We start from the raw sequence: 24,412 nt of genomic DNA on the forward strand, positions 1-24,412 counted from the left end.
GCACATCATTTCTTAAACACAATCACCTCAGTCAACAAGTCTGCTTTGTCAGTGTCATTTGGGTTATTAAGGTAACGTTCGATGCCCAACGGTTTGGTCTTCACTTTGATGCCATTGTGCCGAGTAAGATTCATCGCATACGACCATGCATTCCCCAAAAATTGATACTCTCCCTTGTGTTCAATCACATAGGTGTCACTTTCGGGAATGGTTCCGGCAACAAACTCACCAGTCGCGACAACGCCAGCTTTGACAGGCAAGCAAGTAATGAACTCAAAGTATCCTTGCTTCATGTCCATTGATAGGTAGTAGCAAAATAGCTCACCAGTGACAGGCAGATTTTCTTGCTCTGCCATCTCATACAATCGCGCCACATGCGATTGCATCATGGGGCCAAGATCAGGAATCGTACCTGCACCGGATAATCCAATGTAGCTGATTTCATTTTGTTTTCGGGAACCCAAATCAGTGAGCAGGGATAACACTTGCCCTGTTTCCAACTGGCTTTTCAACATACGTAAGCCACGGTCATAATCCATCTCGATCATGGACTTAAACACGTTTTTTAGAAAGAACAAGAACCAAGGTACACGTGATTGCATTAGCCACTCGACGGTACAACCAGCTTGTGACGGCGTCACTATTAAAGTAACTTTCGCATGAGTTTTTAAAGGCCGAAAAAAGTGAAGTTCCATGTCCAATCGATGCTCTTGAGTACTTTCGAGAACCATGGCACCAGTACCAATTCGTTTTCCGTTCCATTGGTACCCTGCTCCTACCACACCTTGCTCATCACTGAAAGTTAGCTCACAGTCTGGCTCGAGAATGATCCACGGCGACCACTCAGGCCAACGAGTAAAATCTTTTAGGTAGTTGATGATTTCACTTTGTGTTTTTTCTATCTCGATACTTCGATTGACCTGATATGAGAGCATAGCCACTCCTCTGAATTCACTTTGACTCTTTTGAGTCTAATCGATATCGAATTTATTTCTTGTTTGACTGGCAGTTAGATGCAAAAAAGCCAGAGTATGTTCTCTGGCTTTCAAAACGTGCACACAAGGTTTAGGAATAAAAGTCGACCTTGGCAGTAAACCTCATTCCATCATCATTGAGTTCAAACGGCCAGCTCATGCGTTCACAAATACGTTCAACGATCACTAAGCCACATCCATAGCCGGCGTTGTAGGTCTCATTGCCATCGTGACGGTTCACTATGGTCAATTGAGTTCCATTAAGGACAATTTCGATATCTCCGATACTGTAACTGAATGCGTTCTTGATCAGGTTGTTGATCACGATCGTCACAAAGCTTTCAGGCGCATGCACCATACCACTATTAAGCTCATCCAGTTTGTACTCTGCACCTTGTTTGGCAAATAGTGGTGCCAGTTCCGCTAATTGTTGATTCAAGCACCCTAGTAAAGCGTGATCCGCGTAATGTTGATCTTCAACTTTCTCTTTGCCCAACAAGAGGAACGCTTCAGTTAACACTCGCATCTCGTCACAAGCCGTTTGCATTCGTCTCACCGCCTTTTGAGCCACCGGAGGCTGATCCGGCACACGAGCTAAAATATCGGCAGAGCCTTTGATTACCATGATTGGCGTACGTAACTCATGAGAGGCAAAGCGGCTAAACTCTTGTTCACGGCGGAAGTAACCTGCAATCTCATTTTTGCTGTCGAGCAACGTCTGCTCAATATGGCGAGTCTCACTGAACTTGGTATCAACATTAAACGTCGGTTGATCCGGAGGCATGTGACCAATTTTGTCTTCGATCTTAGCTAAAGGTCGAGACAAAATCCGCACCATGTATACGCCATACCCGACCATGATAATGGAGAACAAGCCCCCTAAGAAAAAGGTAAACTGGTGCAACGAGCTTTCGTATTCATCCAAATAGTCGTCTGAGTCATCTTGGAAAACGATGTACATCAAACCTTTTCCAGAAGGATGCTCAAACACCACGAAGTGCTTATCCTCTTCCCCTAAAAGATACTCGTAGAATCCAGGAAACTTAAACGACAATAACCAATCCGGCGTTGGCGCTTCACTCCAATAAGAATCAAACTCCAGCACATTGGGCAATGGTGCGTCCCACCCTTGTTTTTGGTAGTTTTCTTTATAAAGCTCAACTTCTGTATCTAACCAATGGTGCAAGCTCAATACTTCAAGTTTGTTCTCTGCAACGTAGATCAACGACCAAAACAACGTAAACATAGCAAAGGTCATCAAGCCAAAACCCCAGCGGATCTTGCGATATATACTTGGGTATTCTTTATGCTTTGAGTCGGTAACCTTGTCCATGAATCGTCTCTAATCTGGAATCATCAAAACCCTTGTCGAGTGCCGTTCTTAAACCATAAATGTGGCTTCTCAACGCATCACTTCCCGGCGGCTCATCACCCCACACGTTCTCAATCACTTCATTACGAGAAACCGCTGAGGGAGCGCGTTTCAATAATAGCTTCAGGATTTTGGTTTGAATGCGACTGAGCTTGATGTGTTTACCCATCCGAGTCACTTCATCAGTGCGGGCATCCAAGCTAATATCAGCAAACTTCAGCGTTCCGATGTCTTGTCTTGGGCCTCGATTAGCCAGCGCGTGAACTCTCAAGCTAAGCTCTTGCATCGCAAAAGGCTTCATCAAATAGTCATCGCCACCCGCATTAAAGGCAGCCACTTTATCATCTAAGGTATCTTTGGCGGTTAAGAATAAAATTGGTGTTCCACATAAGAATTCTCGACGCAGCTTTTCAACCGTACTAATGCCATCGAGTTTTGGCATCATGATGTCCATAATGATGACATCATAGTGATTTTCTTGAATTAAATTTAGCGCAGCCTCTCCATGGTAAGCGCAATCTATCGTCATCCCTTCCAGTTCTAGATAATCAGCAATAGTTTCTGAAACATTGTGATTATCATCGACAATTAATATTTTCATAGGCTCACGTTTCTTCACGAACACTTCACGATACGCGTCATAAGATACAACCAAATTCATAAATAAGCTTTCAAAAATAGGTCGATATCATGAAAAAATTAGCGCTTGTAGCGGCAGTGGGTTTGGCATTATCTGGTTGTGGCGGTTCTGGAGACGGTGGTAGTTCTTCACCTCAACCGGCGGCAAAACCAAGCTCTGCGATTGGCACGGTTGAATCAGTCAACGAAGCGAAAAGCACCATTACAGTAAACGGCTACACCTACCATGTTTCTGAAGTCATGTATGGTTCAAAAGAAACGAATCTAGGTGCTGTTCAGCCAAACATGATGGTTCAGGTTGGTTCTGGAACAGAGAAATCGGCAGAAGAACCAGTAGTCGTTACGCTAGAGCCAACCATGACAGGTACAGTGACGGCAATTAATCATGTAAACAAAACCTTCACTGTTAACGGTGTCGAACTTCATTTTGAAGGTTTGAGTAATGAAATCGACCAAGGCGATTGGGTTATGGTGTCCTCACTGCCAACCGCTGATGCTGGCTACAAAGTGCTATCCGTTGTGAAGTTTGACTTCGACTACAACGGTCCTGATGAAATCGAAGGCCGTATCTCAAGCATTGATGCAAATAACAGCACCTTCAAACTGGGTGCAAACACAATCGTTTCTTACGACCGTGTTGATGGCTTAGAAGTTGGTCAATGGGTTGAAGCTGAAGGCTCAATGCAAGGCGACCTATTTGTAGCAACCGAAGTAGAAGTTGAAAACTATGACAGCCTTGTTGGCGATAATGATGTGGAAGGCATCGTGACATGGGTTGCGAACGATTACAGCCAATTCTCATTAAACTACCGTGGTAACTTCGCTGTCGACAGCGCAACACGCTTTGAAGATGGCACCAAAGCCGATCTTAAACAAGGCCAAGAAGTTGAAGTGACATCGGTAATGAAAAATGGTGTTCGCACAGCGACAAACGTTGAAATCGACGGCCCTGATTTCGATGGCGACCACGACAGCAACTGGCAAGGTAAAGAGTTTGAATGTGAAGGTGTGGTATCCAACTACAATATCAACACTGAGACTTTCCAAGTAACGCGTTGTGAGAATGACGCTGACCAAACTATGTCGAACAACACGGTTGTGATTGACGCTCAAACTCGTTTCGAAGGTTTAAGTCAACACAACCTAAATGGTTCTCGAGTTGAAGTGGAAGGTGTGATCATCAACAACCAAAACATCGCGCGTGAAGTGGAAGCAGAAGGCCACGACGACTAACGCAATGTAAATACACGCAAATATTTAAGAAGCATCACAGTTTGGTGCTTCTTTTCCTTCCGTATCGACTTTTCTTCTATCCTCTTTAAAACAGATACGTATGACCAAATGAGGGATTAATAATGCGTAAAATAACACTACCTCTAATTATGCTTTTCGGTGCTTGTATTTCAGCAAGCAGTTTCGCTGCGACAAATGCTCAGGATGCACCAGAACGACTAGAGTCTTTTGAGTGTACAGGCCTTGTAAACAGTTACGACGCAAACTCCCGAACTTTCGTACTGGCTTGCCAAAACGAACACGGACCAGACTTCCAAACCAAAACTGTCGTGATTGATAGCAATACTCAGATTAACGGGGTGCAAGAAGCGAACTTAGACGGGGCCACCATCGAAGTTGATGGCGTGGTTATGAATGATCAAAATATCGCAAGAGAAATTGAGCTCGCTAACGACTAAACTTCCGAAAATACAACAGAAACTCTCAAGTGTCGCGTCGGCGGCACTTTTCTTTTCCTGCAAACTCACCGCTCTCAGTTACACTTAATTAATGTTTACATGAATACGGTAACTGCAATGAAAAAACGTAACCTTGCCCTCCTCCTTTTCTTGTTCGGTTCAACTGCGAGCTATGCGGGTGTCATGGATCCAGATTGTGATGCTGAAAAAGCCGCTAAGGCCACAGCGACTAAAGCGGTTGTTGGTGTTGGCGGTCGTTGTACACCAAAAGAGGCGTTGAAAGACACCACCGTCGATGCAGGGAAAGAAGCCCTACCCGATGATGGACTGGCTGGCAAAGCGGTAGACGCAGCCATGCCAGAGCAAGAGAAGAAACCACTCAAAAACACAACCAAGAAAGTCATCACGGATTAACTTCTGATTGCTGTGAGTATCCGGTTGCTGTGAATAATAGATATATAGCCAATAAAAAGAGCGTCCATTTGGACGCTCTTTTGTTTTCAGTTTAAAAGCTAACGTAATAACACTCTTCGATTCGTGTTTAGATCAATTAGCCAAAACCCATTCAACTCATAAGAACCGACCAATAACACGCTCTCGCTGTACCACCGGGCAACCGAAATCGAACCAAGTAGGCTCGGGCTTGCTTCACTGTCCGCAATAACAGCAGTCGACTTGGACACCAAGTCATAGCGATACAAACTGTCATTAGTGTAATTCTGATAAATAATCCCTGTGGCATCTTGATCCCAAGAGATGGAACCCTCGATATTCAATGCAATGGCTTCTGACTCATTAAGGAAAGTGCGCACACCAGTCTCTATATCCACTGAGATAAAATACGTTCGGCCAAAATCACGGCGTTTCTGTGAGTCCACAACTAAACGATTATTCAACTCATCGACTAATAGCCCTGTGACACTGTAAAACTCAGCATTGGGGTCATTTGCAGATACGACCTCAACACCGCCATCCTGTAGGTCGTACTGCTTTATTTCGTCTCCATCGATGAAGTAAATGGCCTCACTTCCTGATAGTGCAATAAATTCAAATTCGAGCCCAATTTTAGGATCAACCAATACTTGCAGTTGTTCGGTAGCGGAATCAAAAACACTTAATGTTCCAGAATCATCCCCAATATACAGTTTCTCTAGACTCTCATCCCAAGCCAAAGAAAGCCCTTCGCCACCTAAGGTATAGAGCAAAGAGAGTTGACCCGTTTTAAGGTCGTAGGCATTTAATTTATAGCCATCAATAAACAGAACGCGCTCTCTCTGGCGATCAACGATTAGGCTTGTAATCTCATCAATTTCCCATGGTTGACCAGAAAAACCCTTGATTTCGAGAGAGTCAAAGGAGTCTGTCGCTTGATCGTACGATATTGGCCCAGAATAAAAACCAAGGTACATCTCTCCCGTATTTGGATTGATATCAAACCCTTGTAGCGACTCACGCTCAGCATGCAGGTCGGATGGTATTCGGAAATATTCTTTCAAACATCCAGCCTCAATATCCATTTCATAAACCACGCCGTGGTCTTGGTTCGACACCAAGTACCATTCAGAGTCTGCACGTGCATTGCCTTCTGATAGCTCTAAGCTGTCTAGCTGAACACACTGCTCACCCGCCGTCATTGGAACTTTGCGAATTTTACCTTGTTGATCTCCAGAGAGCGCTAACGAATAGAGACTAGTGTCGTCATTAAACCCAAGCCCCCTGTCCAGTAGATAAAGCTTATGTTCCGCGTCTGAGTATTTAACTGAATCAACACTTCTCAAAATTCCATCATCGCTCGCCAATATCGTATCTGCGATGAACACCATTTGTTTTGATGCGATATCAAAATCGTAGAACTCTTCATAATTCTGCCAAGAGTTTGGTCCCACCTGTTTAGCACCAACAAACACGATGAACACTGAAGCGCCATCCTGAGACATTGTCATTCTGGACAGCCTGATGTTGTCATTAGTTAAATTGTAAAGCAGTTGTGCTTCATTATTTTCCATATCGAGAAGATACAGCTCATTATCACCACTGTCTGGATTAACGACATGGCCAACAACAGTTTGCCCCGACACCACATAGGATTCCGGCGTTGCTGGTAAACCTTGGACAGATTGGGGTGTGAACTGCTCTGTTTGACCCGAGGTCAAGTTAAAACTCAATAAAGCATCACGACGGTAATCATTAACCAATATTTGACCATCACTAAGATACGTAAGATCTTTGCTTCCGTGATGCAGCGGCCCTTGATACTTAAAGGTTCGGATAAATGTGGACGTCTGCGTTTCTGTTTCTACAGTAATCTCAAAGCGATTATTTTCTTCTGTTAGGCTCAGATTATCTTGCCAAAAACGAGGATCCGAGACCTCAAACTCTTGCCCATTAATCACCAAACTCTGAACATCCACTTCAGCATTCATCGAATATGGCATGTCGGCGTTTTCTGAAATCGCATCGACTGGTGGAAAGAACGTAATACCATCAATCAAGTCGACGCTCTCGCGTTCACTAAATACTAAAATTGCTGCGGGAGAGGAACTGTTTCCATCATCTGCCAGAACATCGATTCGATAAACATCGTCCGCGATCTGAGGTTTCTCTAAAATCAGTTTTTCATTTTCAAGCTTGCATGTAATACCTTCGTTACAACTCGATACCGAAAGTGAAATAGCATTCCCCTCTTTGTCGGAAACGTAAGGTGATAAGTCAACCTCCAAAGTACTGTTTAGTTGCATAGTTTGCGTCGGAATAGAGGTCCAAGTCGGGCTGTCGTTGACCTCTGTGACTTCTAAGTTGAAGGTATGCATTACTTTGGCACTGTTTGAGTCCGTGACGGAGACTGTTACCGCGTTTTCAGGGCTCGAATATTCGCGGTTTGGAATCAAATATAACATCTCCCAAATGAGCAAACATTCTACATTACTAGGGCATGACTCAACGTTGTAAAGCATTTCATCACCGTCGATATCATAAGAAAAGCTCCAAAGATTGAGCGAGAAAATTGAATCCTCTTCAGTAGACTGATCAGGTATCATTAGCGATGGAAGGTCATTTTTCGGCAAAACAACAACATTCACCTCTTCTGACTGAGAAAACCCAAATGTATCTTTTGTCGCCACTAGAATTGAATTATCTGCACCGTTATAGTTCTCACTAGGGGTTAGGCTGAGAACGCTCCCTTCAAGCTGACAGGTTAGGTTTGAGGCACATTCATTCAAGTAGAACTCAACTGGTATGTCTTCAACAGAATGGTACCAATCTGCTAGGTCAATTGATTTACTGGTATCCTCATTGATTGAGATTTCCTGAGCATTGAAGCTTGGCATGTCATATATCGAGTTTATATCGACATTGAACGTGACATTACTTGAGGCGCCATCATCATCACTAACGCCTATTGATACAGAGTTAATTGAACCAAAATAGTTTTCTTTAGGAGTCACGGTTAAGCGCTGAGCATCGATCGCACATTGCATATTTTCCGCACACGATTCAACAGTGAATGAAAAGCTATGACTATCGACATCTTGCACGAAAGGCAGGAGTTCAATCGTTACCCTATCATCTTCATTAAGAACAATATCGCTTAACTCCAATGAAGGGGCGTCATTAACTGCTTCCACCGATACTGTGAACTGACCTTGTTTTTGATTCCCTTTACCATCCTTCGCCGTTATCGCGATTGAATTATCGGGGCCAAAATAGTTAAGAGCGGGTGTCACCAATAAAACGTCATCTTTAATTGAACACGTCAAATAGTCAGAACAATGCTGGCTCACTTCGATGGTCAATGCATCTTGTTCTGGGTCACTCACGTAGTCAGTAAGCTTGATGGATAAAGGGGTGTCTTCCAGAGTTGAAAAACGGCCAGATAGGATTTCTGGTGATGAATTGGTATTTGTGTTCGTGTCGTTGCCTGTGCTTCCAGAATCTGTTTCGCTTCCTGCGTCAGTTCCTGAATCAGAGCCACCACATCCACTTAGCAGCAACAACATAGCTGCTGATAGCAGTGTATATCTCATGAAAGTATCCTTACTAAACTCGCCTAAATCTGCAATTCTTTTCTGTAGACTCCGCTACCTGTGCTTCAGATAACCCAACGGTTCTGAATATAAGCGCATAGGATACCAATAACAAAGGCAAATAAATTAATTATATTTCTATAACTTAGAGTTATTTCTCATAAAAAAGAGCGTCCACCTGGACGCTCTTTTGTTTTTAGTTCGGAATGCTTAAGCCGCTTCGGTTTGACCAATCCAGTGGTAATGGTGGTTGGCTTTCTTACCGACTAAGCCAAGTTCGGCTAGTTCTTCAAACACTTTGTCGACCTCTTCTGCCGAGAGTCTGAATTGCTTGGCTACTGCCTTTTTAGTGCAAGTGATTTGGTGACCTTTTAACGCATCACTCACCTGCTCTAATAATGTTTTTGGCTCTTCTGGCTCAAGCTCTTGTTGCGCTTCAGGCTCAGCTTCCTCTTTGATATGAGGTAGGTATCCTGCTGGCTCCGGCTCAATATCTCGAACGTTTGCTAGCGTTATACCATCGTTACGACGGAAGAAATGGCGGAAGCGGTTCTCTTCACCAATCAAACCCACAAAGAAAGCAGCAAAGAAATCCAACAAGATAGATAAGAACACCACCAAGCCCAACTGCGCTTGGGAAGATGTCGTTCCAAATGCTTTCGCTAAGCTGTCGATCAAGCCAATCACGGAACCTTGCGCCACTGGCGGTAAGCTATCTCGCTCTGTTGCCAAGCGTTGCTGCTCTTCACGTAGTTTCCTGTTCTGCTCTTGAATGCGCGTTACGCCTGTCGCGATGCGCTCCATCTCGATGTACTTTTGCGCCGCCATGTTGTTCAGTTCAATCTGCTTATCGATTGACGCAATCTGACGGTTGTACGCTTCCACTTTCGCTTGTTCTACAGAGATATGACTTTGGGCGCTGTTGGTCGCACTGTTAATACCGCCGATACTACCGCCAATAGAAATGGCAGCCAACACCAAATAGAACACTAACGCCGTTAGGGCCCCGGTGTAGTTTCTGTGTGCACGACGCTCACCGTATTCATACCAAGCGTAAAACTTACCCGCTTCAAAGATGATAGCCAGACCGCCAAACAACGCCTGCATCATTGGGTTTTCGTCAATCGACAAAAACAGTAAAAGAGAAAAAATAGTCGATGCTAAAATCGCAGCGCCAGTAAACGCGTACACGCTCACCATAGCAAATCGACCTTTAGGATATCGATATCCGATCTGTTGTTCGTATTTCATTGGAGAAATTTCTTAAGATTCCGCAGCCCTTATATGACGGGCGCTTCAAGCAACTACAAAGGTGCGGAGGATACCGTATCCTTTATTAAATTACTGTCATAATTCCGTTAATGGAAAACAAGTGAAGAATAGATAGTCACTTTGAATCGAATAAGCACGATTCTAGCACGCAAAACCACCAGCTAAATTTGAAACATTCAGTTCAACAATGATTTGGAGCCACAGCCAGATAAGGGTATTTGCGATTTCGCGTCTCAGAACAAACCACCATAAAACAAATAAAACACACTCACATCACCGTTTTATAAACGGATAGTTACAATTTATTATTCGTTTGTTAGTATCGCCGCGTTAAAAATTCTCACTATCGCGTCGTATGGATACATTCAGAACACAACAAGGAAAAGTGGCAGTAAGCGCAGTCGCAATAATCATTGCTGTGCTGTTTCAGTTGTACCTCACATCCAACGTCGCCCTCAATCCAACACAAATTCACCGTGATAACTGGCTGAGCCAAGTCCAAGACGAAAAAGTATTGCTGTGTACCGCAGACGGCTTTAAGTGGGTGGATATCAATGAGCTGATTGAAGCGAACGCTCTACCCAACTCTGACTTCATCCAAGGCCTCAATCTGCATGATGGATTTCAATTTGAGTGTCCGCTACTGCAAGCGGCTCAGTTCTTTATTTCTGTCGCGCTAGGGCTTTATCTTGCTACGCTTTCTTGGCTAAGGCGCAGTAAGAACACGCTCATACATTACCAATTCGCGAGTTGTGGCAAACAAGTCTACAAACACATCGCACCCAAGCAATCGCCACCTTGTGCTTTCCTTGCCTAATACCATCTGTATGGCACATGAAAACAACTGATAAACCGATCTTTCGAATCGGAGAAGCTAAATTTCAAAAGGAAAATACCAATGCTTAAAACAATCAAAACAACAGCTATCGCCCTTATCGCTTTAATGCTTAGCCCACTGAGCCTTGCTCATGAATACGAAGCAGGCAAAATTCACATTGATCACCCATGGAGCCGTGAGGCACCACCAAATGCACCTGTGATTGGCGGTTTTTTCCAGCTAAGTAACCTAGGTGATGCTGATGATGCTCTGATTGCAGCCTCAACGCCGATTGCAGATCGTGTGGAGATTCATACTCACACGAAAGAAGACGGCATGATGAAGATGATTAAAATTGATGAAGTCGTGGTAGAGCCTCAGCAGAAAGTGGAATTCAAGCCAGGCAGCTTCCATCTCATGATCTTCAACCCAACCCAAACGCTTAAAGAAGGCGACCGTTTCCCTGTGACTTTGACGTTCAAAAAAGCCGGTCAAGTGGAAGTCGAAATGGCGGTTGAGAAGAAAGACCACATGGAGAAGCATACTCACCATCATTAATCGCTTAAACGAAAAGAGCCCGCTACTTCAGCGGGCTCTTTTTCTTTTGGTAATTAAGACTTTAATTATGTGTACTTGAGAGGTTCCCTACTCGCTCGTTCCTCGCTCTAGGGAATGACCCTATTTAATCTTCTGCGAAAGTTTGAGTGGCTTAGTTCTCAGCACATTAGCCAAACTCGACCCTCGTCATTCCGACGAGCCTAGGCGAGATCAGGAATCTAATATCAGCTAACTCAAGCTTACTTAAAGCAAACCTCTGCCCAGCGCGCTAGACCTGCGGTGACCGAACCAAAGTAGTTACCACTCACCACCGGAATGTTTGGCAGCACGGTCTGCACTGCATCACGCAAAATAGGTGAACGTGCCGAACCGCCTGTCATAAAGATCGCGTCCGGTTTCACACCTGCTTGCTCTACTGCTTCAGTAACCAAAGCAGTCATCTTATTCTTCGGTGATTCAATCGCTTCAATCATCTCATCACGTTGAACATCGACTTCAATCAACTCAGACAACAAGTTAATGCCCGCACGGTAAGTCGCTTGGTCAGACAACGCGACTTTGGCTTCTTCTGCGCGACGCACGATGTTGTAGCCTAGCGACTCATGGTAAACCTCTAACAAACGAGCCAGTTTCTCAGGCTCTTGCGCTTGCTTGTGCAGCAGTTTCAACGCCGATAAGTTTTCACGTGAGTAGAAATCGCTTTGCGCTTCCACATTGTTGATCGCAATTGGGTTCCAGAACTGCGTGGTTGGCATCATGATGCCCGATTCCATCTTGCTCTCCATACCGAATGGGAACATCAGTTGTTTGAACGCCAAGGCGATATCCAAATCGTTACCACCAATACGCTGACCACTGTGCGCCAACAGACTTGCTGTACGATCGGCTTTACCTCGCCAAGATGGTCCCATCTGAATCAAAGAACAGTCTGTCGTACCACCACCGATATCGACCACCAGAATGGTTTTATCTTCGGTTAGCGTTGCTTCGTATTCTAGACCTGCCGCTACAGGCTCAAATTGGAATTCGATATTCTGAAAACCAGCGCGTTTTGCTGCTCTCAAAAGAATGCCTTCTGCTTGAATGTTCGCCGTCTCACCGCCACGACCGTGAAAGTTTATCGGACGACCAATCACCGCATCAGTAATAATTTGCTGTGCACTGTTCTCTGCCTGCGATTTGATGTTGTCCATCATGGCGCAAACCAGATCTTCAAAGAAACTCAACTGAACATCACGCAAACCAGAAGCACCGAGGAAAGACTTTGGTGATTTCACATAGTAGATATCGCGAGGATCTTCCAAATAGCGATTCAGTGCCGCTTGGCCAAACGCCATGTCTTCTGGCTCAAGTTCAATGCTTTCTTCACGATTAAGGTTGATAGCACGACGCAAAACCTGCTCACCAACCTGATCTAAAGGTTTAATGCTACGATGGCGGAACAAGTGTTCAGACACCGACTCACGCGTTGGCGCAGCAAGGGTGGAAGGAATGTAAGGGCTATTCCCTTCAAGGTTTAAAAGTTGCGGTTCACCTTGTTCCATTTTCGCCACCGAACAGTTCGCGGTGCCGTAGTCAAAGCCAATATACATAAGTCCTCCCACTGACGAAAAAAAGGTCGGCGATCCTACCTCAACCTCAGTGGAATTACTACCGCAACTCAATGAAATAAGTGGTGCTTACTCTTTTTCAGCTGGTTCTTTCTTCACCGATGGCAACACAACCGCGAGCAACAAAGCCAACAGCAGAAATACCGGAGTGAGCGTAAGCCCATGCCAAATGGAGTATCCGTCGTGGAACAACCAGAAAATGCCGACTGTCAGCAAGTACGCAAAGTAACTGCAGAACACCAAACTGATCGCGACAAATCGAGTACGATTGATGATCAGGATTCGCACCAAATACTGACTCATGATCCCAGCGCAATGTACCGCCATTTGCCAATTAATGATGAAACATGCCAGTGCGACAAACCCAGATACGACCAAGGCATCATGAGTATTGAGGATAAAATAGCTGCCAAAGCGACTGATGATGATGGAATAGTCCCCTTCGTAGACGATCGACCAAGAAATGGCGTTTGCTGCAGCCACAAAGTTGGCAAAATAGGCGATGGCATAAAAGGTGGTTTGAGAACTGAACGGCTGAAAGACTTCGGAACAATAGCCCTGCCATTCTTTTTGATTCGACGTGGGTCCAACCCAGTTACGCTTTTTGTTTGGCACTCGCTCAGCAAATGCAGGACCATTGCGAAACAACAGCCAAAAAATATACAGCGCAAGTGCAACTAAGAGTATTGTAAGCATACCCTTCCCCCTCCAGAAATGTCCTTTTCCACTGCCATTGGCGTTGGGGTCGTAAACTGCACTTCCCTGTTTTTGTGCTTAATCTTGTTTTAATGCATTGTTAAACATCTTAAATGTACTCACAACGGCAGTGACTACTTTATCACTACCGTTATTAAGGTTTAGCACACGATGGACGGAATTGCTGAATCTAGATAGGCCACAGGGAGGGAAGAAGTGGCCTGTACTAATGATTTATGCTTCGAGCTTTTCTTCAAACACGCCAAGTTCACGTCCCAACCAAATCGCACGCTCGGTATGATCACGTAGCTCATTGTCGCTGACTGGATGAATTAGGACTGAAAAGCCACCTCTAATGGTATCAAGCCAAGCAAGAAACTCATCACTGACCGATTCAATATGCAGTTCAAACATTGGCATCTTGTGCGGGCCGACTAATTTGCACACTAACGGAGATACTCGCAAAACATCTTGGCGCTCCTGACGAATGATCTCATTGAGCGCTTGAGCTTTATCTTGTTGTTGAAGCGGAAAGTAAACATGAACGTGGTACATAACTTCTCCATGTGTATCACAGGCTTTAATTTTTCGTCACACTACCTTCATTCTATGACATTGGGAAGTCACAAGTGTCGTTCGATCGTCAAAGCGTGACAACGAGATTAACGTGTTACGACATTATCGTCTCAAACTGCTGATAAATCGTGCAATGTGTAAAATTTCACAAAACAATTTTATTACAAATTTCGTGTCAAGCTCAGTGAATCCCTTCAACTTTGAAATCGTACAATTCTTAAAAGCAGTGTTTTATCCTAGAAAAGTACGGTGTAAGCGAAATTTTACTGATGAAGACAACTCAAATTAAAGCACAATTTAACAATTTGTTTACACTTACTATATCTGGTTATACCAAGATTCATCACTGGATTAGGCGGTGTAAACAGCAGTATTAAACGACGCCTTGTGTTTTACCAGAACACAGTTTTGCTAGAGAGACGGAAAAGAGGTGCGTCGATAACTAACAAAAACAACTGCAATCCTAGGTATGGCCTTTTGCGCTGATATCAAAGACTGAGTACCCATACAGACTTTGATTTAACAATAAGCAGCTGCAGTCCAAAAGACCCGCAGCTTCAAAAGGAGCTTGAGATGAACGTTCAGGCATTACCCATGCATCGGTTTATCGACCATGATGGGAACCTCGTCAGCCAACTACCCAACTGGGCTGACCTAGAAGTACTGGTCGGTTTTTACCAAGACATGGTATTAACTCGCACCTACGATAACAAAGCCGTTGCCCTGCAACGCACCGGTAAATTAGGCACCTACCCTTCACACCTTGGCTCGGAAGCTATTGGGATTGCGGTTGGCAGAGCACTAAAAGCCAGTGATGTCTTTGTTCCTTACTATCGCGACATGCCAGCGATGTGGTGTCGTGGTATTGGTATGGAAAAGAACCTGCAATACTGGGGAGGCGATGAACGCGGTAGCGACTTCGCACCAGAAGGCAGCCCATTCCCTAGCCGAGATTTACCTTTCTGTGTTCCTATCGCCACCCAATGTACTCATGCGGTCGGCGTTGCATCTGCACTGAAGATCCAAGGCAATCATGAGGCAGCTTTAGTGATGTGCGGTGACGGCGCGACATCTAAAGGTGACTTCCTCGAATCCGTCAACTGTGCGGGCGCTTGGAACATTCCATTAGTCTTTATCGTGAACAACAACCAGTGGGCAATCTCCGTGCCGCGCACCTTACAATGCGCCGCGGAGTTTTTATCTGAAAAAGCCAAAGGTGCAGGTATTCCTGGCATTACTGTGGATGGTAATGACGTCGTTGCGGTGTTTGACGCAACAATGACTGCCCTCGACCGAGCCAGGAAAGGCAAAGGCGCGACGTTAATAGAAGCCGTCAGTTACCGCTTGAGCGACCACACCACCGCCGACGACGCAACCCGTTATCGTAACGAGGATGAAGTTCAAACGGCTTGGCAATATGAGCCCGTCCGTCGCCTTAAAGCCTTTCTCACCAATCAAGGCGTTTGGAGTAACGAGAAAGAGCAAGAGTGGCAAGCCCACTGCAAAGAACAAGTTGAACTCGCCGTTGAACGTTATCTCAATATGCCGAATCAAGCGCCGGAAACGGGCTTTGACTTCCTTTATGAATCCCTACCCCAAGAGCTTCATGCACAAAGAGATGAACTGATCAACAAAGCAATGCGAATGCAGGGAGGGAAACATGGCTGAACTGACGTTAGTTGAAGCAGTGAACCTCGCACTGCACCATGAAATGGAACACGACCCGAATGTCATCGTCCTTGGCGAAGATGTGGGTGACAACGGCGGTGTATTCCGCGCCACTGTCGGGCTCAAACAAAAGTACGGCCTTAAGCGCGTTATCGACACGCCATTGGCCGAAGCACTTATTGGCGGTGTCACCGTCGGGATGGCAACGCAAGGCTTAAGACCTGTCGCAGAGTTTCAATTCCAAGGCTTTGTCTTTCCTGCGCTGGAGCATTTAATGTGTCACGCAGCGCGAATGCGTAACCGTACTCGTGGTCGACTCACCTGCCCTGCCGTATTCCGCGCGCCCTTTGGTGGCGGTATTCACGCGCCAGAACATCACTCTGAAAGTGTTGAAGCTCTGTTTGCTCATACAGCGGGTTTTAAGGTTGTGATTCCTTCATCACCGCAACGTGCTTACGGTTTGCTCCTTGCAGCCATACGTAGCAACGATCCGGTGATGTTCTTTGAGCCGAAACGTATCTATCGCACTGTGAAATCTGAAGTGGTGGATAACGGCGAGGCACTTCCTCTAGATACTTGCTTTACCTTACGCAAAGGTCGCGACGTCACATTAGTGACTTGGGGCGCATGCGTGGTTGAATCACTGCAAGCAGCTCAAACGCTGTCTAATCAGGGTATCGAAGTTGAGGTAATTGATTTAGCCAGCATCAAACCCATTGATACCGCGACCATCTTCCGTTCACTTGAGAAAACCGGACGCCTCTTGGTGGTACATGAAGCCAGTAAAACCTGTGGTGTCGGCTCAGAACTACTAGCCAGAACCGCCGAACATGCGATGTGTCTACTTAAAGCGCCACCAAAACGTGTCACAGGCATGGATACCATTATGCCGTACTACCGCAACGAAGATTATTACATGGTTCAGGAAGAAGACATTGTACTCGCCGCGCGCGAACTCGTGGAGGATTGGAAATGAAGACGTTTAACTTACCCGATCTCGGCGAAGGTCTCGCTGAGTCAGAAATTGTGAAATGGCATATTAGTGTTGGCGATATGGTCCAACTCGATCAAATAGTGCTTACCGTAGAAACCGCAAAAGCGACAGTGGATGTCCCAGCTCCTTATGATGGTCGCATTGTCAGCCGCCACGGCGAAGAAGGTGATGTGATTAACATCGGTGCTCTACTTCTGGAAATCGATGAAACTGGGGCAGAACAAGCAGCAACAGAACAAAAGCAAACGGCTGATGCTGCAACCGTGGTTGGTAATGTCTCCCAGCACGCGCATAGCGTGAATGTCGATGACTTCTGGATTGGCGGTGAACATAACCCCTCTCTCGATAATCTCATTAGCGCTCTACCCTCGGCGCGTTTGTTAGCGAATAAACTAGGGGTCGATTTAGAGTTGGTGAAAGGTAGCGGTCCTGACGGTTTGATCCTTGATTCAGATATCTACGACGAAGCTGGCAAACAGCGCCCAGGAACAGAGGTGCTGAAAGGTGCACGTCGAACCATGGTGTCGACAATGGCGGAATCTCACCATAATGTCGCAGCAGTAACCATTACTGAAGAAGCTGTCTTAGATGGCTGGAAGCAAGGTGAAGACATCAGCATTCGTCTCGTCCAAGCTATTGTGCATGCTTGTCAGGAAGAACCCGCCATGAATGCATGGTTTGATGCGGAAACCATGACACGCTGTGTCCACAGCACGGTGAACATCGGTATTGCGGTCGATAGCCGACATGGTTTGTACGTGCCTGTTCTACGACATGCTGACGAGTATGAGCCGCAAGAGGTGCGCCGTTGGTTAGATCAAACCGTACAAGGCATACGCGAACGCAAAATTGGTCGTGATCAGCTGCAACACGCCACCATTACGCTTTCGAACTTTGGCGCGATTGCTGGTATTTACGCAACGCCTGTTGTAACTCCTCCGCAAGTTGCGATTGTCGGTGCGGGTCGAATCATTGAGAAGGTCGTAATTCGAGACGGACAAGCTGTAGCAGTGAAAGCCATGCCGTTGTCGATTACGTTTGACCACCGAGCATGTACTGGTGGTGAGGCAGCAAGGTTCACAAAAGTACTGGCAGAGCACTTGAGAAAACCGAGTGTTTAAGCAGCTTTTGCCATTATTAGCGAAGGGCTTCCAATCGGAAGCCCTTTTGTTTTGAGCGTGAATTTGAAAAAGAGATTCCCTACCCCCTCATTCTTCGCTCTAGGGAATGACGCGATTTGGACTGTACTCAACAAAAAACGCCGTAATAACCTGATTCTTCAAAGAAATTCTAGCGCGTCATTCCAGCAAGCCCAGGCGCGACTAGGAATCTAAGAACAACGAACACCGAAGGTCTTTCGTAGCAAGAACCCACAGCGCACTTTGACGATAGATTCTGAATCACGCTCGTTCCTCGCTGTTCAGAATGACGGCTTAAAGTAGTGAGTAAGGAAGAGATTCCCTGATCGCTCATTCTTCGTTCTGGCGAATGACGCTGTGTGGTGTGTACTCAAAAAGAAGCACCGTAACAACCTGATACTTAGAAGGAAACTCTAGCGCGTTATTCCAGCAAGCTTAAGCACGACTAGGAATCTAATGGCAACCAAAGCTGAAGCAACTTCATAGACATAAACCCACAGCGCACTTTGATAGCAGATTCTGAATCACACTCGTTCCTCGCTGTTCAGAATGACGACTTAAAGTAGCGAGCAAAAAAAAGATTCCCTACTCGCTCATTCTTCGCTCTAGGGAATGACGCTGTTTGGTTTTCACTCAGCAAAAGCGCACTAATAATATGATTATTAATAATGAACCCCAGCGCGTCATTCCAGCAAGCCTAAGCGCGACTAGGAATCTAAGAACAACGAACACCGCAGGTCTTTCGTAGCAATGAACCCACAGCGCACTTTGATAACAGGTTCTGAATTACGCTCGTTCCTTGCAACTCAGAATGACGCCCGAAAAATATCGAACTTACACCTTCTCCAGCAACTCCGGCATAATCTCAAACAGGTCGCCAACTAAACCATAGTCTGCAACTTGGAAGATTGGGGCTTCTGGATCACTGTTGATTGCTACAATCACCTTGGAGTCCTTCATCCCTGCCAAATGCTGAATTGCACCAGAGATACCCACAGCAATGTACAGCTGAGGCGCGACAATCTTACCTGTCTGCCCAACTTGCAAATCGTTAGACACAAAACCCGCATCGACCGCAGCGCGAGACGCACCAATAGCGCCACCAAGCTTGTCAGCAAGTTGTTCCACCAGCGCAAAGTTCTCTTTGCTGCCCAACCCACGACCGCCTGACACAACGACGTTCGCCGCCGGTAGCTCTGGTCTTTCACTTTCCGCTTTTTGTTGAGAGACAAACTCACAGTGTTCTGCCTTAATTACCGTTTCTAACGTGGCGACATTCTCAACTACTGGAGAATCAGACACAGCAATTGCGTCAAACGCAGAGCTTCGAATCGTCATCACTTTGGTAACATCGTCCGAGCGAACTCTGGCTAACGCATTACCGGCATAGATTGGACGAACAACCGTATCAGGCGATTCAATCGCAATCACATCCGACAGCTGCCCAACATCCAGCAATGCAGCGACACGAGGCATTAGGTTTTTACCAAAAGTACTCGCAGGAGCTAGGATATGAGAAAAATCCTTACCAACGTCGGCAATTAATGTCGACAGGTTTTCTGCCAACGGATGCTGATATTCGGCAGCATCAATCGCAATGATCTGCGAAATACCTTGTACACACTTCAACTCGCCCAATACTGAACTGCAATGATGGCCGATGAGCAACGCCGTTACAGGCAAAGGTGTACCGTCTTGTTGAATATCAGAAGCCGCACTCAATGCGCGTAATGTGTCCACTGAAAGTGATTGGTTATCGTGTTCCACAATGACCAAGGTTGCTAACGGTTTGTTTTCCATGATTATGCCTCCTAAATCACTTTCGCTTCATTTTTGAGCTTGTCGACTAACTCGCTCACACTGCCTACCATTTCACCTGCTTTTCGTGCAGACGGTGTCATGACTTCAAGTACCTGTTGGGAGCGTTCAACATTCACATCAAAGAAGTCTGGTGTCATCACAGACAAAGGCTTCTTCTTCGCTTTCATGATGTTCGGTAGAGAGGCATAACGCGGCTCATTAAGACGTAAATCTGTGCTGATAATGGCAGGCAAATCCAGTTTGAGCGTCTCCAAACCGCCATCGATTTCTCTCGTAACTAAAGCCGTTTCCCCTTCAACTTTCACTTCCGATGCAAACGTCCCTTGAGGACGATTCGTCAATGCAGCCAACATTTGCGCAACTTGGTTGTTATCGGTATCGATTGACTGCTTACCCAAAAGCACCAGTTGAGCCTGTTCTTGCTCCATCACGACTTTGAGCAACTTCGCTACCACAAGAGGCTCTGGCGGCAGCTCGACATCGATATGGATCGCACGGTCTGCACCCAGCGCCAGTGCTGAACGTAATTGCTCCTGACAGCTAGTATCTCCAATCGAGACCACTAGCACCTCTTCCGCAACGCCGGATTCTTTTAGGCGTACAGCCTCTTCCACCGCAATTTCACAGAACGGATTCATCGTCATTTTTACGTTGTTGGTTTCCACGCCGGAACCATCCGATTTCACCCTAACTTTCACGTAAGGATCAACTACACGTTTAATCGCAACCAGTACTTTCACATTCCCTCCTAGCAGATCGCAATAGCGATACGCGTCCTAGCAATTGGGTCATACGTGACCAAGATTTTAATTAAAGCTAAGCATTTTCATTGTGTTGCTTGCAAAAACCATATAGTGACATTGTCACTTAAAAATCTTATCACGCCCTTTGACGTTACCATTTGAGCTTAGTTTAGTTTACGTTTACGTCAACTGGACTATAGTTCTTTATACGAGCACTGCTTGTTAAAAGAAGCACCTAAAACACAAAGAAAGGTTTCACACAAAGGAAGCAAGATGATGGAACGAGAATGCATGGAGTTTGATGTGGTGATTGTTGGCGCAGGACCTGCTGGGTTGAGTGCCGCCTGCAGATTAGCGCAACTCAATCAAGAGCGAGAGGATGAGCCGCTTTCTATTTGTGTGGTTGAAAAAGGTTCAGAAGTTGGCGCCCACATTTTATCTGGCGCGGTATTTGAGACTCATGCGCTGGATGAACTCTTTCCAGACTGGCAGAGCATGGGCGCGCCTCTCTCGGCATTCGTAAAAAACGACGCCTTCTTATACCTAACGACAGAGCTCAACCACGTCCGCGTGCCTCACTTTCTGACACCAAACCCAATGCTTAACGATGAAAACAACTACGTTATCAGCTTGGCAAACTTGTGTCGTTGGTTAGCAGAGCAAGCGGAATCGCTCGGTGTCGAGGTCTATCCCGGCTTCGCGGCTTCCACCATAAACTACGACGAATCAGGTGCAGTAACCGGAGTAAATACCAGTGACATGGGCTTGGACAAGCAAGGGGAAGCCAAACCCAACTTTGAAGCGGGTATCGAGTTAAAAGCCAAATACACTGTATTCGCCGAGGGGTGCCGAGGCCACCTTGGTAAAGAGCTCATCCAACGATTTGGTTTAGACGATGATAAACAACCGCAACATTATGCGCTCGGGCTAAAAGAGATCTGGGAGTTACCTGCTGGCGCCAAAGATCAATCTGGCAGCGTGATTCATTCTGCAGGGTATCCACTGAGCGAATCGAACACCACAGGTGGCGGTTTTCTTTATCACATGGAAAACAATCAAATCGCCGTTGGGCTTATTGTCGACTTAAACTACAGCAACCCTTACTTGAGCCCATTTGACGAGTTTCAACGCTTTAAGCACCACCCTGCAATCGAAAAACACTTGAAAGGTGCTCAACGCATCGCTTACGGAGCAAGGGCTATTGCCAAGGGTGGACTTTCTTCTCTGCCGAAACAACAATTCCCCGGCGGTCTATTAATTGGTTGCGATGCAGGCACCTTGAACGTCGCCAAAATCAAAGGCAGTCACACTGCGATGAAATCTGGCTTGCTAGCGGCAGAAGCCATAATCGAAGCATTCACACAAACAAATCCAGAACCGGATTACCAAAGCCGATTTGAAAGCTCATGGTTGTATGAAGAACTCAGCGAGACGCGTAACTTTGGTGCGAACATTCATAAGTTCGGCAGCCTACTCGGCGGTGCACTTTCCACCTTTGAACACAATATCTGGCAACCACTAGTCAAGAAACCAATACCATGGACAATTACCGATACTTCGCTCGATCATGAACAATTAAAACCGATTGACGCATGCCAACCCATTGAATACTCGAAACCTGATGGCATCATCAGTTTCGACAAGCCCTCATCGGTGTTTTTGTCCGGAACACAGCACGAAGAAAACCAGCCATGCCATTTGCAACTCGCCTATCCTCATATTCCGATTCAAGTGCATTTGAAGAAGTTTGATGAGCCGAGCCAGCGCTACTGCCCTGCTGGTGTATATGAAGTAGTAGAAGTAGAGGGCGAGAAGTTATTCCAAATCAACGCCGCAAACTGTGTGCATTGCAAAACCTGTGACATCAAAGATCCGTCGCAGAACATCACTTGGAAGGCACCAGAAGGTGGCGGTGGACCGAGTTATCAGAACATGTAACCGAATGAATGACTAGCGCAATGGCACAGCTGTTGCGCTAGCTTAATGTGTCGGCCAGTCTAAGAGTCAAACTCCTTACTCAAAAATTCTTTAAGCGGCATAGGCTTAGCAAACAAGAACCCTTGTAGATAGCTTACGCCCCTCTCCTTTAAGTACTCCGCTTGAAACTCCGTTTCTACCCCTTCAGCGACCACATCCAACGACAAGTCATGAGACAAAGTAATCATATTCTGCAATAAGTGGCCGGTTATCGTATCAACGCCAATATCTCGGACAAACGTTTGATCAATCTTAAGATAATCTAAATCGACTTTACGCAAGTTGACCAAAGAAGAATGCCCTGTACCGAAATCATCAATTGCGATTTTACAACCCATGCCTTTTATCTGAGTGAATATTTCATCGGTTAAATCGCAGTAATTTAACGCCTCTCTCTCCGTGAGTTCTAAGACCAAGGTAACGTCTTTAGAGTCAACAATATCGATGAACTCTTGGCAAGCGCTAACAAGCGTCCCTTTTGAGCAATGTTGCGGTGATATATTCACACCGACATGAAAAGGTTTTGGTAGCTTGTCTTTCCAAAGGCGAATTTCTTTCGCAGTATGTATCATCAATTGATGTGTGATCGGGCGGATCAACCCTGAGCGTTCAGCTTTAGGAATGAAAAGATCCGGCCTTACCGTCCCTTGCACTGGGTGCTGCCAGCGCAAAAGGATTTCAATTCCCTGAATCTCTCTGTTTGCACTGTTCAAAATAGGTTGCGCGTAAGGGACGAACTCTTTGTTTTCCATCGCCCTCTCTATCTCTAGGTATAAGTTTGATGGACGTCTTGATAGCCACAGAAGGTAAAGCGCAAAGAGCGTCTGAATGATTAAGATAGCAACAATATATTGATTATCTTGCTCCCAAAACGCAGAAAGCATACCAGGGTAATCAAACCCCGAATACACGCTATAAGGAAAGTTAGCCGATGACACTTTATGCCAAGCGATCAGCTTGTCCGCTGGGTTAACTTTAAGCACAAGGTCTTTACTATCGAGCCACTGTTCACCTACAGCCAAGTATGAGTGCAACTTGTCGTGAGGCTCTAACAACTGCCTTAAGTACAGGCTGTCTATCCCACTAAATGCGGTATCCTCACCCAACTCAGACCGAACCACAATAAGAGGATGCTTGGCATCGACTTTACTGCCATGCATTAAGCGTAAACGCCCGGAGCTGTAATCTGCTAGATCGTACTGGTAATGGCTGTCTCCCCAGATCGAGGTACAGTAAATCACATTATCTTTGGCTAAGTTGGCACTTCGTACATACGGTACTGTCGCAACCAAATGGCGCAAAGCCACACTGTAAGCCTCACAGCTATCGGGCTTTTCCAGAAGCATTAAGGATTGGTTGTTAGCCTCTTCACCATACTCCAGAATCTCATCGACCTCTTGGACCACACTCGACGCTTTTAACTGAGATAATTCATCAAGTGACTGACCAAAGCTGAAATACAAAAACGCCAGCGCGAAAAGACTCGGAAGAAAGGAGAGCAAAACTAGATTCGTTGAATTTTTCTTATTGTTTGCAAACATGAAAGGCCTAGTTAATGGGATATATGTTTAGTTTGTAGCCTGCCTTCTCAGAAGTGATAGCACTCAACAAACTTATTGGAGCGATTTAATGTATAGATATCAGTATATAACGTGACCTCTACATACCATGTGAGACTAGCTTTCTTTTTGCGCATTGCATTCTCAACTTTGAGAAATTGTAACATTATGATGTATTTTTGTATAAGTAGCTCTTGAACTCATCGAACACAAAGTTTAAGTGCAGGACTATAATTAGGACGTTAACTTACCTTCAGAAAACGATGAGCGTACTGTCAAAT

The 24,412-nt window shown here is 45.6% G+C and carries 20 protein-coding genes; 9 read left to right on the forward strand and 11 right to left on the reverse strand.

From position 1 onward, the window contains the following. Window positions 1-5 precede the first annotated feature (5 nt). The 3 genes from KIO97_RS08730 to KIO97_RS08740 form a co-directional block, all read right to left on the reverse strand. Complete coding sequence (locus KIO97_RS08730) at window positions 6-935, reverse strand: SRPBCC family protein (RefSeq protein WP_050905952.1); 930 nt, start codon at window positions 933-935, stop codon at window positions 6-8. Window positions 936-1,065: 130 nt separating this feature from the next. Beyond that, a complete protein-coding gene (locus KIO97_RS08735; RefSeq protein WP_047477536.1) occupies window positions 1,066-2,307 on the reverse strand; it encodes a HAMP domain-containing sensor histidine kinase in 1,242 nt (413 codons plus the stop codon). After that, window positions 2,279-2,947 (reverse strand): response regulator transcription factor, encoded by a 669-nt coding sequence (locus KIO97_RS08740; protein WP_285381999.1) that lies wholly within the window; start codon window positions 2,945-2,947, stop codon window positions 2,279-2,281. Before KIO97_RS08740 ends, KIO97_RS08735 begins: the two co-directional genes overlap by 29 nt. A gap of 89 nt (window positions 2,948-3,036) precedes the next feature. On the opposite strand from KIO97_RS08740, the gene KIO97_RS08745 reads away from it, so the two are divergent. From KIO97_RS08745 to KIO97_RS08755, 3 genes are all read left to right on the forward strand, one after another. After that, the gene (locus tag KIO97_RS08745) at window positions 3,037-4,218 is read left to right on the forward strand and encodes a DUF5666 domain-containing protein (protein ID WP_285382001.1); all 1,182 of its coding nucleotides are present in this window, start codon (window positions 3,037-3,039) and stop codon (window positions 4,216-4,218) included. A 122-nt stretch (window positions 4,219-4,340) separates the two neighbouring features. After that, entirely contained in the window at window positions 4,341-4,676 is a 336-nt protein-coding gene (locus tag KIO97_RS08750) for a hypothetical protein (protein WP_045382443.1), read from the forward strand. Window positions 4,677-4,793: 117 nt separating this feature from the next. Then, complete coding sequence (locus KIO97_RS08755; RefSeq protein ID WP_043883431.1) at window positions 4,794-5,090, forward strand: hypothetical protein; 297 nt, start codon at window positions 4,794-4,796, stop codon at window positions 5,088-5,090. A 98-nt stretch (window positions 5,091-5,188) separates the two neighbouring features. Here KIO97_RS08755 and KIO97_RS08760 read toward each other — a convergent pair whose 3' ends face one another. Continuing rightward, complete coding sequence (locus tag KIO97_RS08760; protein ID WP_285382004.1) at window positions 5,189-8,701, reverse strand: tandem-95 repeat protein; 3,513 nt, start codon at window positions 8,699-8,701, stop codon at window positions 5,189-5,191. Between the two features lie 210 nt (window positions 8,702-8,911). Then, a complete protein-coding gene (locus tag KIO97_RS08765) occupies window positions 8,912-9,952 on the reverse strand; it encodes a Preprotein translocase subunit SecY (protein ID WP_285382006.1) in 1,041 nt (346 codons plus the stop codon). A gap of 376 nt (window positions 9,953-10,328) precedes the next feature. Between KIO97_RS08765 and KIO97_RS08770 the strand changes: the two genes are divergently transcribed. Beyond that, a complete protein-coding gene (locus KIO97_RS08770) occupies window positions 10,329-10,790 on the forward strand; it encodes a hypothetical protein (RefSeq protein ID WP_285382008.1) in 462 nt (153 codons plus the stop codon). An 81-nt stretch (window positions 10,791-10,871) separates the two neighbouring features. Beyond that, window positions 10,872-11,348 (forward strand): copper chaperone PCu(A)C, encoded by a 477-nt coding sequence (locus KIO97_RS08775; RefSeq protein WP_285382009.1) that lies wholly within the window; start codon window positions 10,872-10,874, stop codon window positions 11,346-11,348. 239 nt (window positions 11,349-11,587) lie between these two features. Here the strand turns inward: KIO97_RS08775 and yegD are convergent, their stop codons facing one another. The 3 genes from yegD to KIO97_RS08790 form a co-directional block, all read right to left on the reverse strand. Next, a complete protein-coding gene (gene yegD / locus KIO97_RS08780) occupies window positions 11,588-12,940 on the reverse strand; it encodes a molecular chaperone (protein ID WP_285382010.1) in 1,353 nt (450 codons plus the stop codon). Window positions 12,941-13,027: 87 nt separating this feature from the next. After that, window positions 13,028-13,654, reverse strand: a complete 627-nt coding sequence (locus tag KIO97_RS08785) for a hypothetical protein (RefSeq protein ID WP_005431501.1) — start codon at window positions 13,652-13,654, stop codon at window positions 13,028-13,030. 234 nt (window positions 13,655-13,888) lie between these two features. After that, the gene (locus KIO97_RS08790; protein WP_045395611.1) at window positions 13,889-14,209 is read right to left on the reverse strand and encodes a DOPA 4,5-dioxygenase family protein; all 321 of its coding nucleotides are present in this window, start codon (window positions 14,207-14,209) and stop codon (window positions 13,889-13,891) included. A gap of 594 nt (window positions 14,210-14,803) precedes the next feature. On the opposite strand from KIO97_RS08790, the gene pdhA reads away from it, so the two are divergent. From pdhA to KIO97_RS08805, 3 genes are read left to right on the forward strand one after another with little or no spacing between them, the layout of a single operon-like run. After that, a complete protein-coding gene (gene pdhA / locus KIO97_RS08795) occupies window positions 14,804-15,898 on the forward strand; it encodes a pyruvate dehydrogenase (acetyl-transferring) E1 component subunit alpha (RefSeq protein ID WP_005431459.1) in 1,095 nt (364 codons plus the stop codon). Beyond that, on the forward strand, window positions 15,891-16,874 hold the full coding sequence (locus KIO97_RS08800; protein ID WP_285382013.1) for an alpha-ketoacid dehydrogenase subunit beta: 984 nt from the start codon (window positions 15,891-15,893) through the stop codon (window positions 16,872-16,874). The genes pdhA and KIO97_RS08800 overlap by 8 nt, the downstream gene beginning before the upstream one ends. Beyond that, the gene (locus tag KIO97_RS08805; RefSeq protein ID WP_285382015.1) at window positions 16,871-18,013 is read left to right on the forward strand and encodes a dihydrolipoamide acetyltransferase family protein; all 1,143 of its coding nucleotides are present in this window, start codon (window positions 16,871-16,873) and stop codon (window positions 18,011-18,013) included. The genes KIO97_RS08800 and KIO97_RS08805 overlap by 4 nt, the downstream gene beginning before the upstream one ends. An 852-nt stretch (window positions 18,014-18,865) precedes the next feature. Here KIO97_RS08805 and KIO97_RS08810 read toward each other — a convergent pair. Next, on the reverse strand, window positions 18,866-19,831 hold the full coding sequence (locus KIO97_RS08810; protein WP_285382017.1) for an electron transfer flavoprotein subunit alpha/FixB family protein: 966 nt from the start codon (window positions 19,829-19,831) through the stop codon (window positions 18,866-18,868). A gap of 11 nt (window positions 19,832-19,842) precedes the next feature. Beyond that, complete coding sequence (locus KIO97_RS08815; RefSeq protein WP_050906089.1) at window positions 19,843-20,592, reverse strand: electron transfer flavoprotein subunit beta/FixA family protein; 750 nt, start codon at window positions 20,590-20,592, stop codon at window positions 19,843-19,845. A 279-nt stretch (window positions 20,593-20,871) separates the two neighbouring features. Here KIO97_RS08815 and KIO97_RS08820 point away from each other — a divergent pair, with 279 nt between their 5' ends. Then, on the forward strand, window positions 20,872-22,533 hold the full coding sequence (locus KIO97_RS08820; RefSeq protein WP_285382121.1) for an electron transfer flavoprotein-ubiquinone oxidoreductase: 1,662 nt from the start codon (window positions 20,872-20,874) through the stop codon (window positions 22,531-22,533). A 59-nt stretch (window positions 22,534-22,592) separates the two neighbouring features. On the opposite strand, the gene KIO97_RS08825 is transcribed toward KIO97_RS08820, so the two are convergent. Continuing rightward, window positions 22,593-24,113: an EAL domain-containing protein gene (locus KIO97_RS08825; protein WP_285382021.1), complete on the reverse strand. Its 1,521-nt coding sequence runs from the start codon at window positions 24,111-24,113 to the stop codon at window positions 22,593-22,595. Window positions 24,114-24,412: the final 299 nt, after the last annotated feature.

Source organism: Vibrio sp. B181a, assembly GCF_030248375.1.
GTDB lineage: Bacteria > Pseudomonadota > Gammaproteobacteria > Enterobacterales > Vibrionaceae > Vibrio > Vibrio campbellii.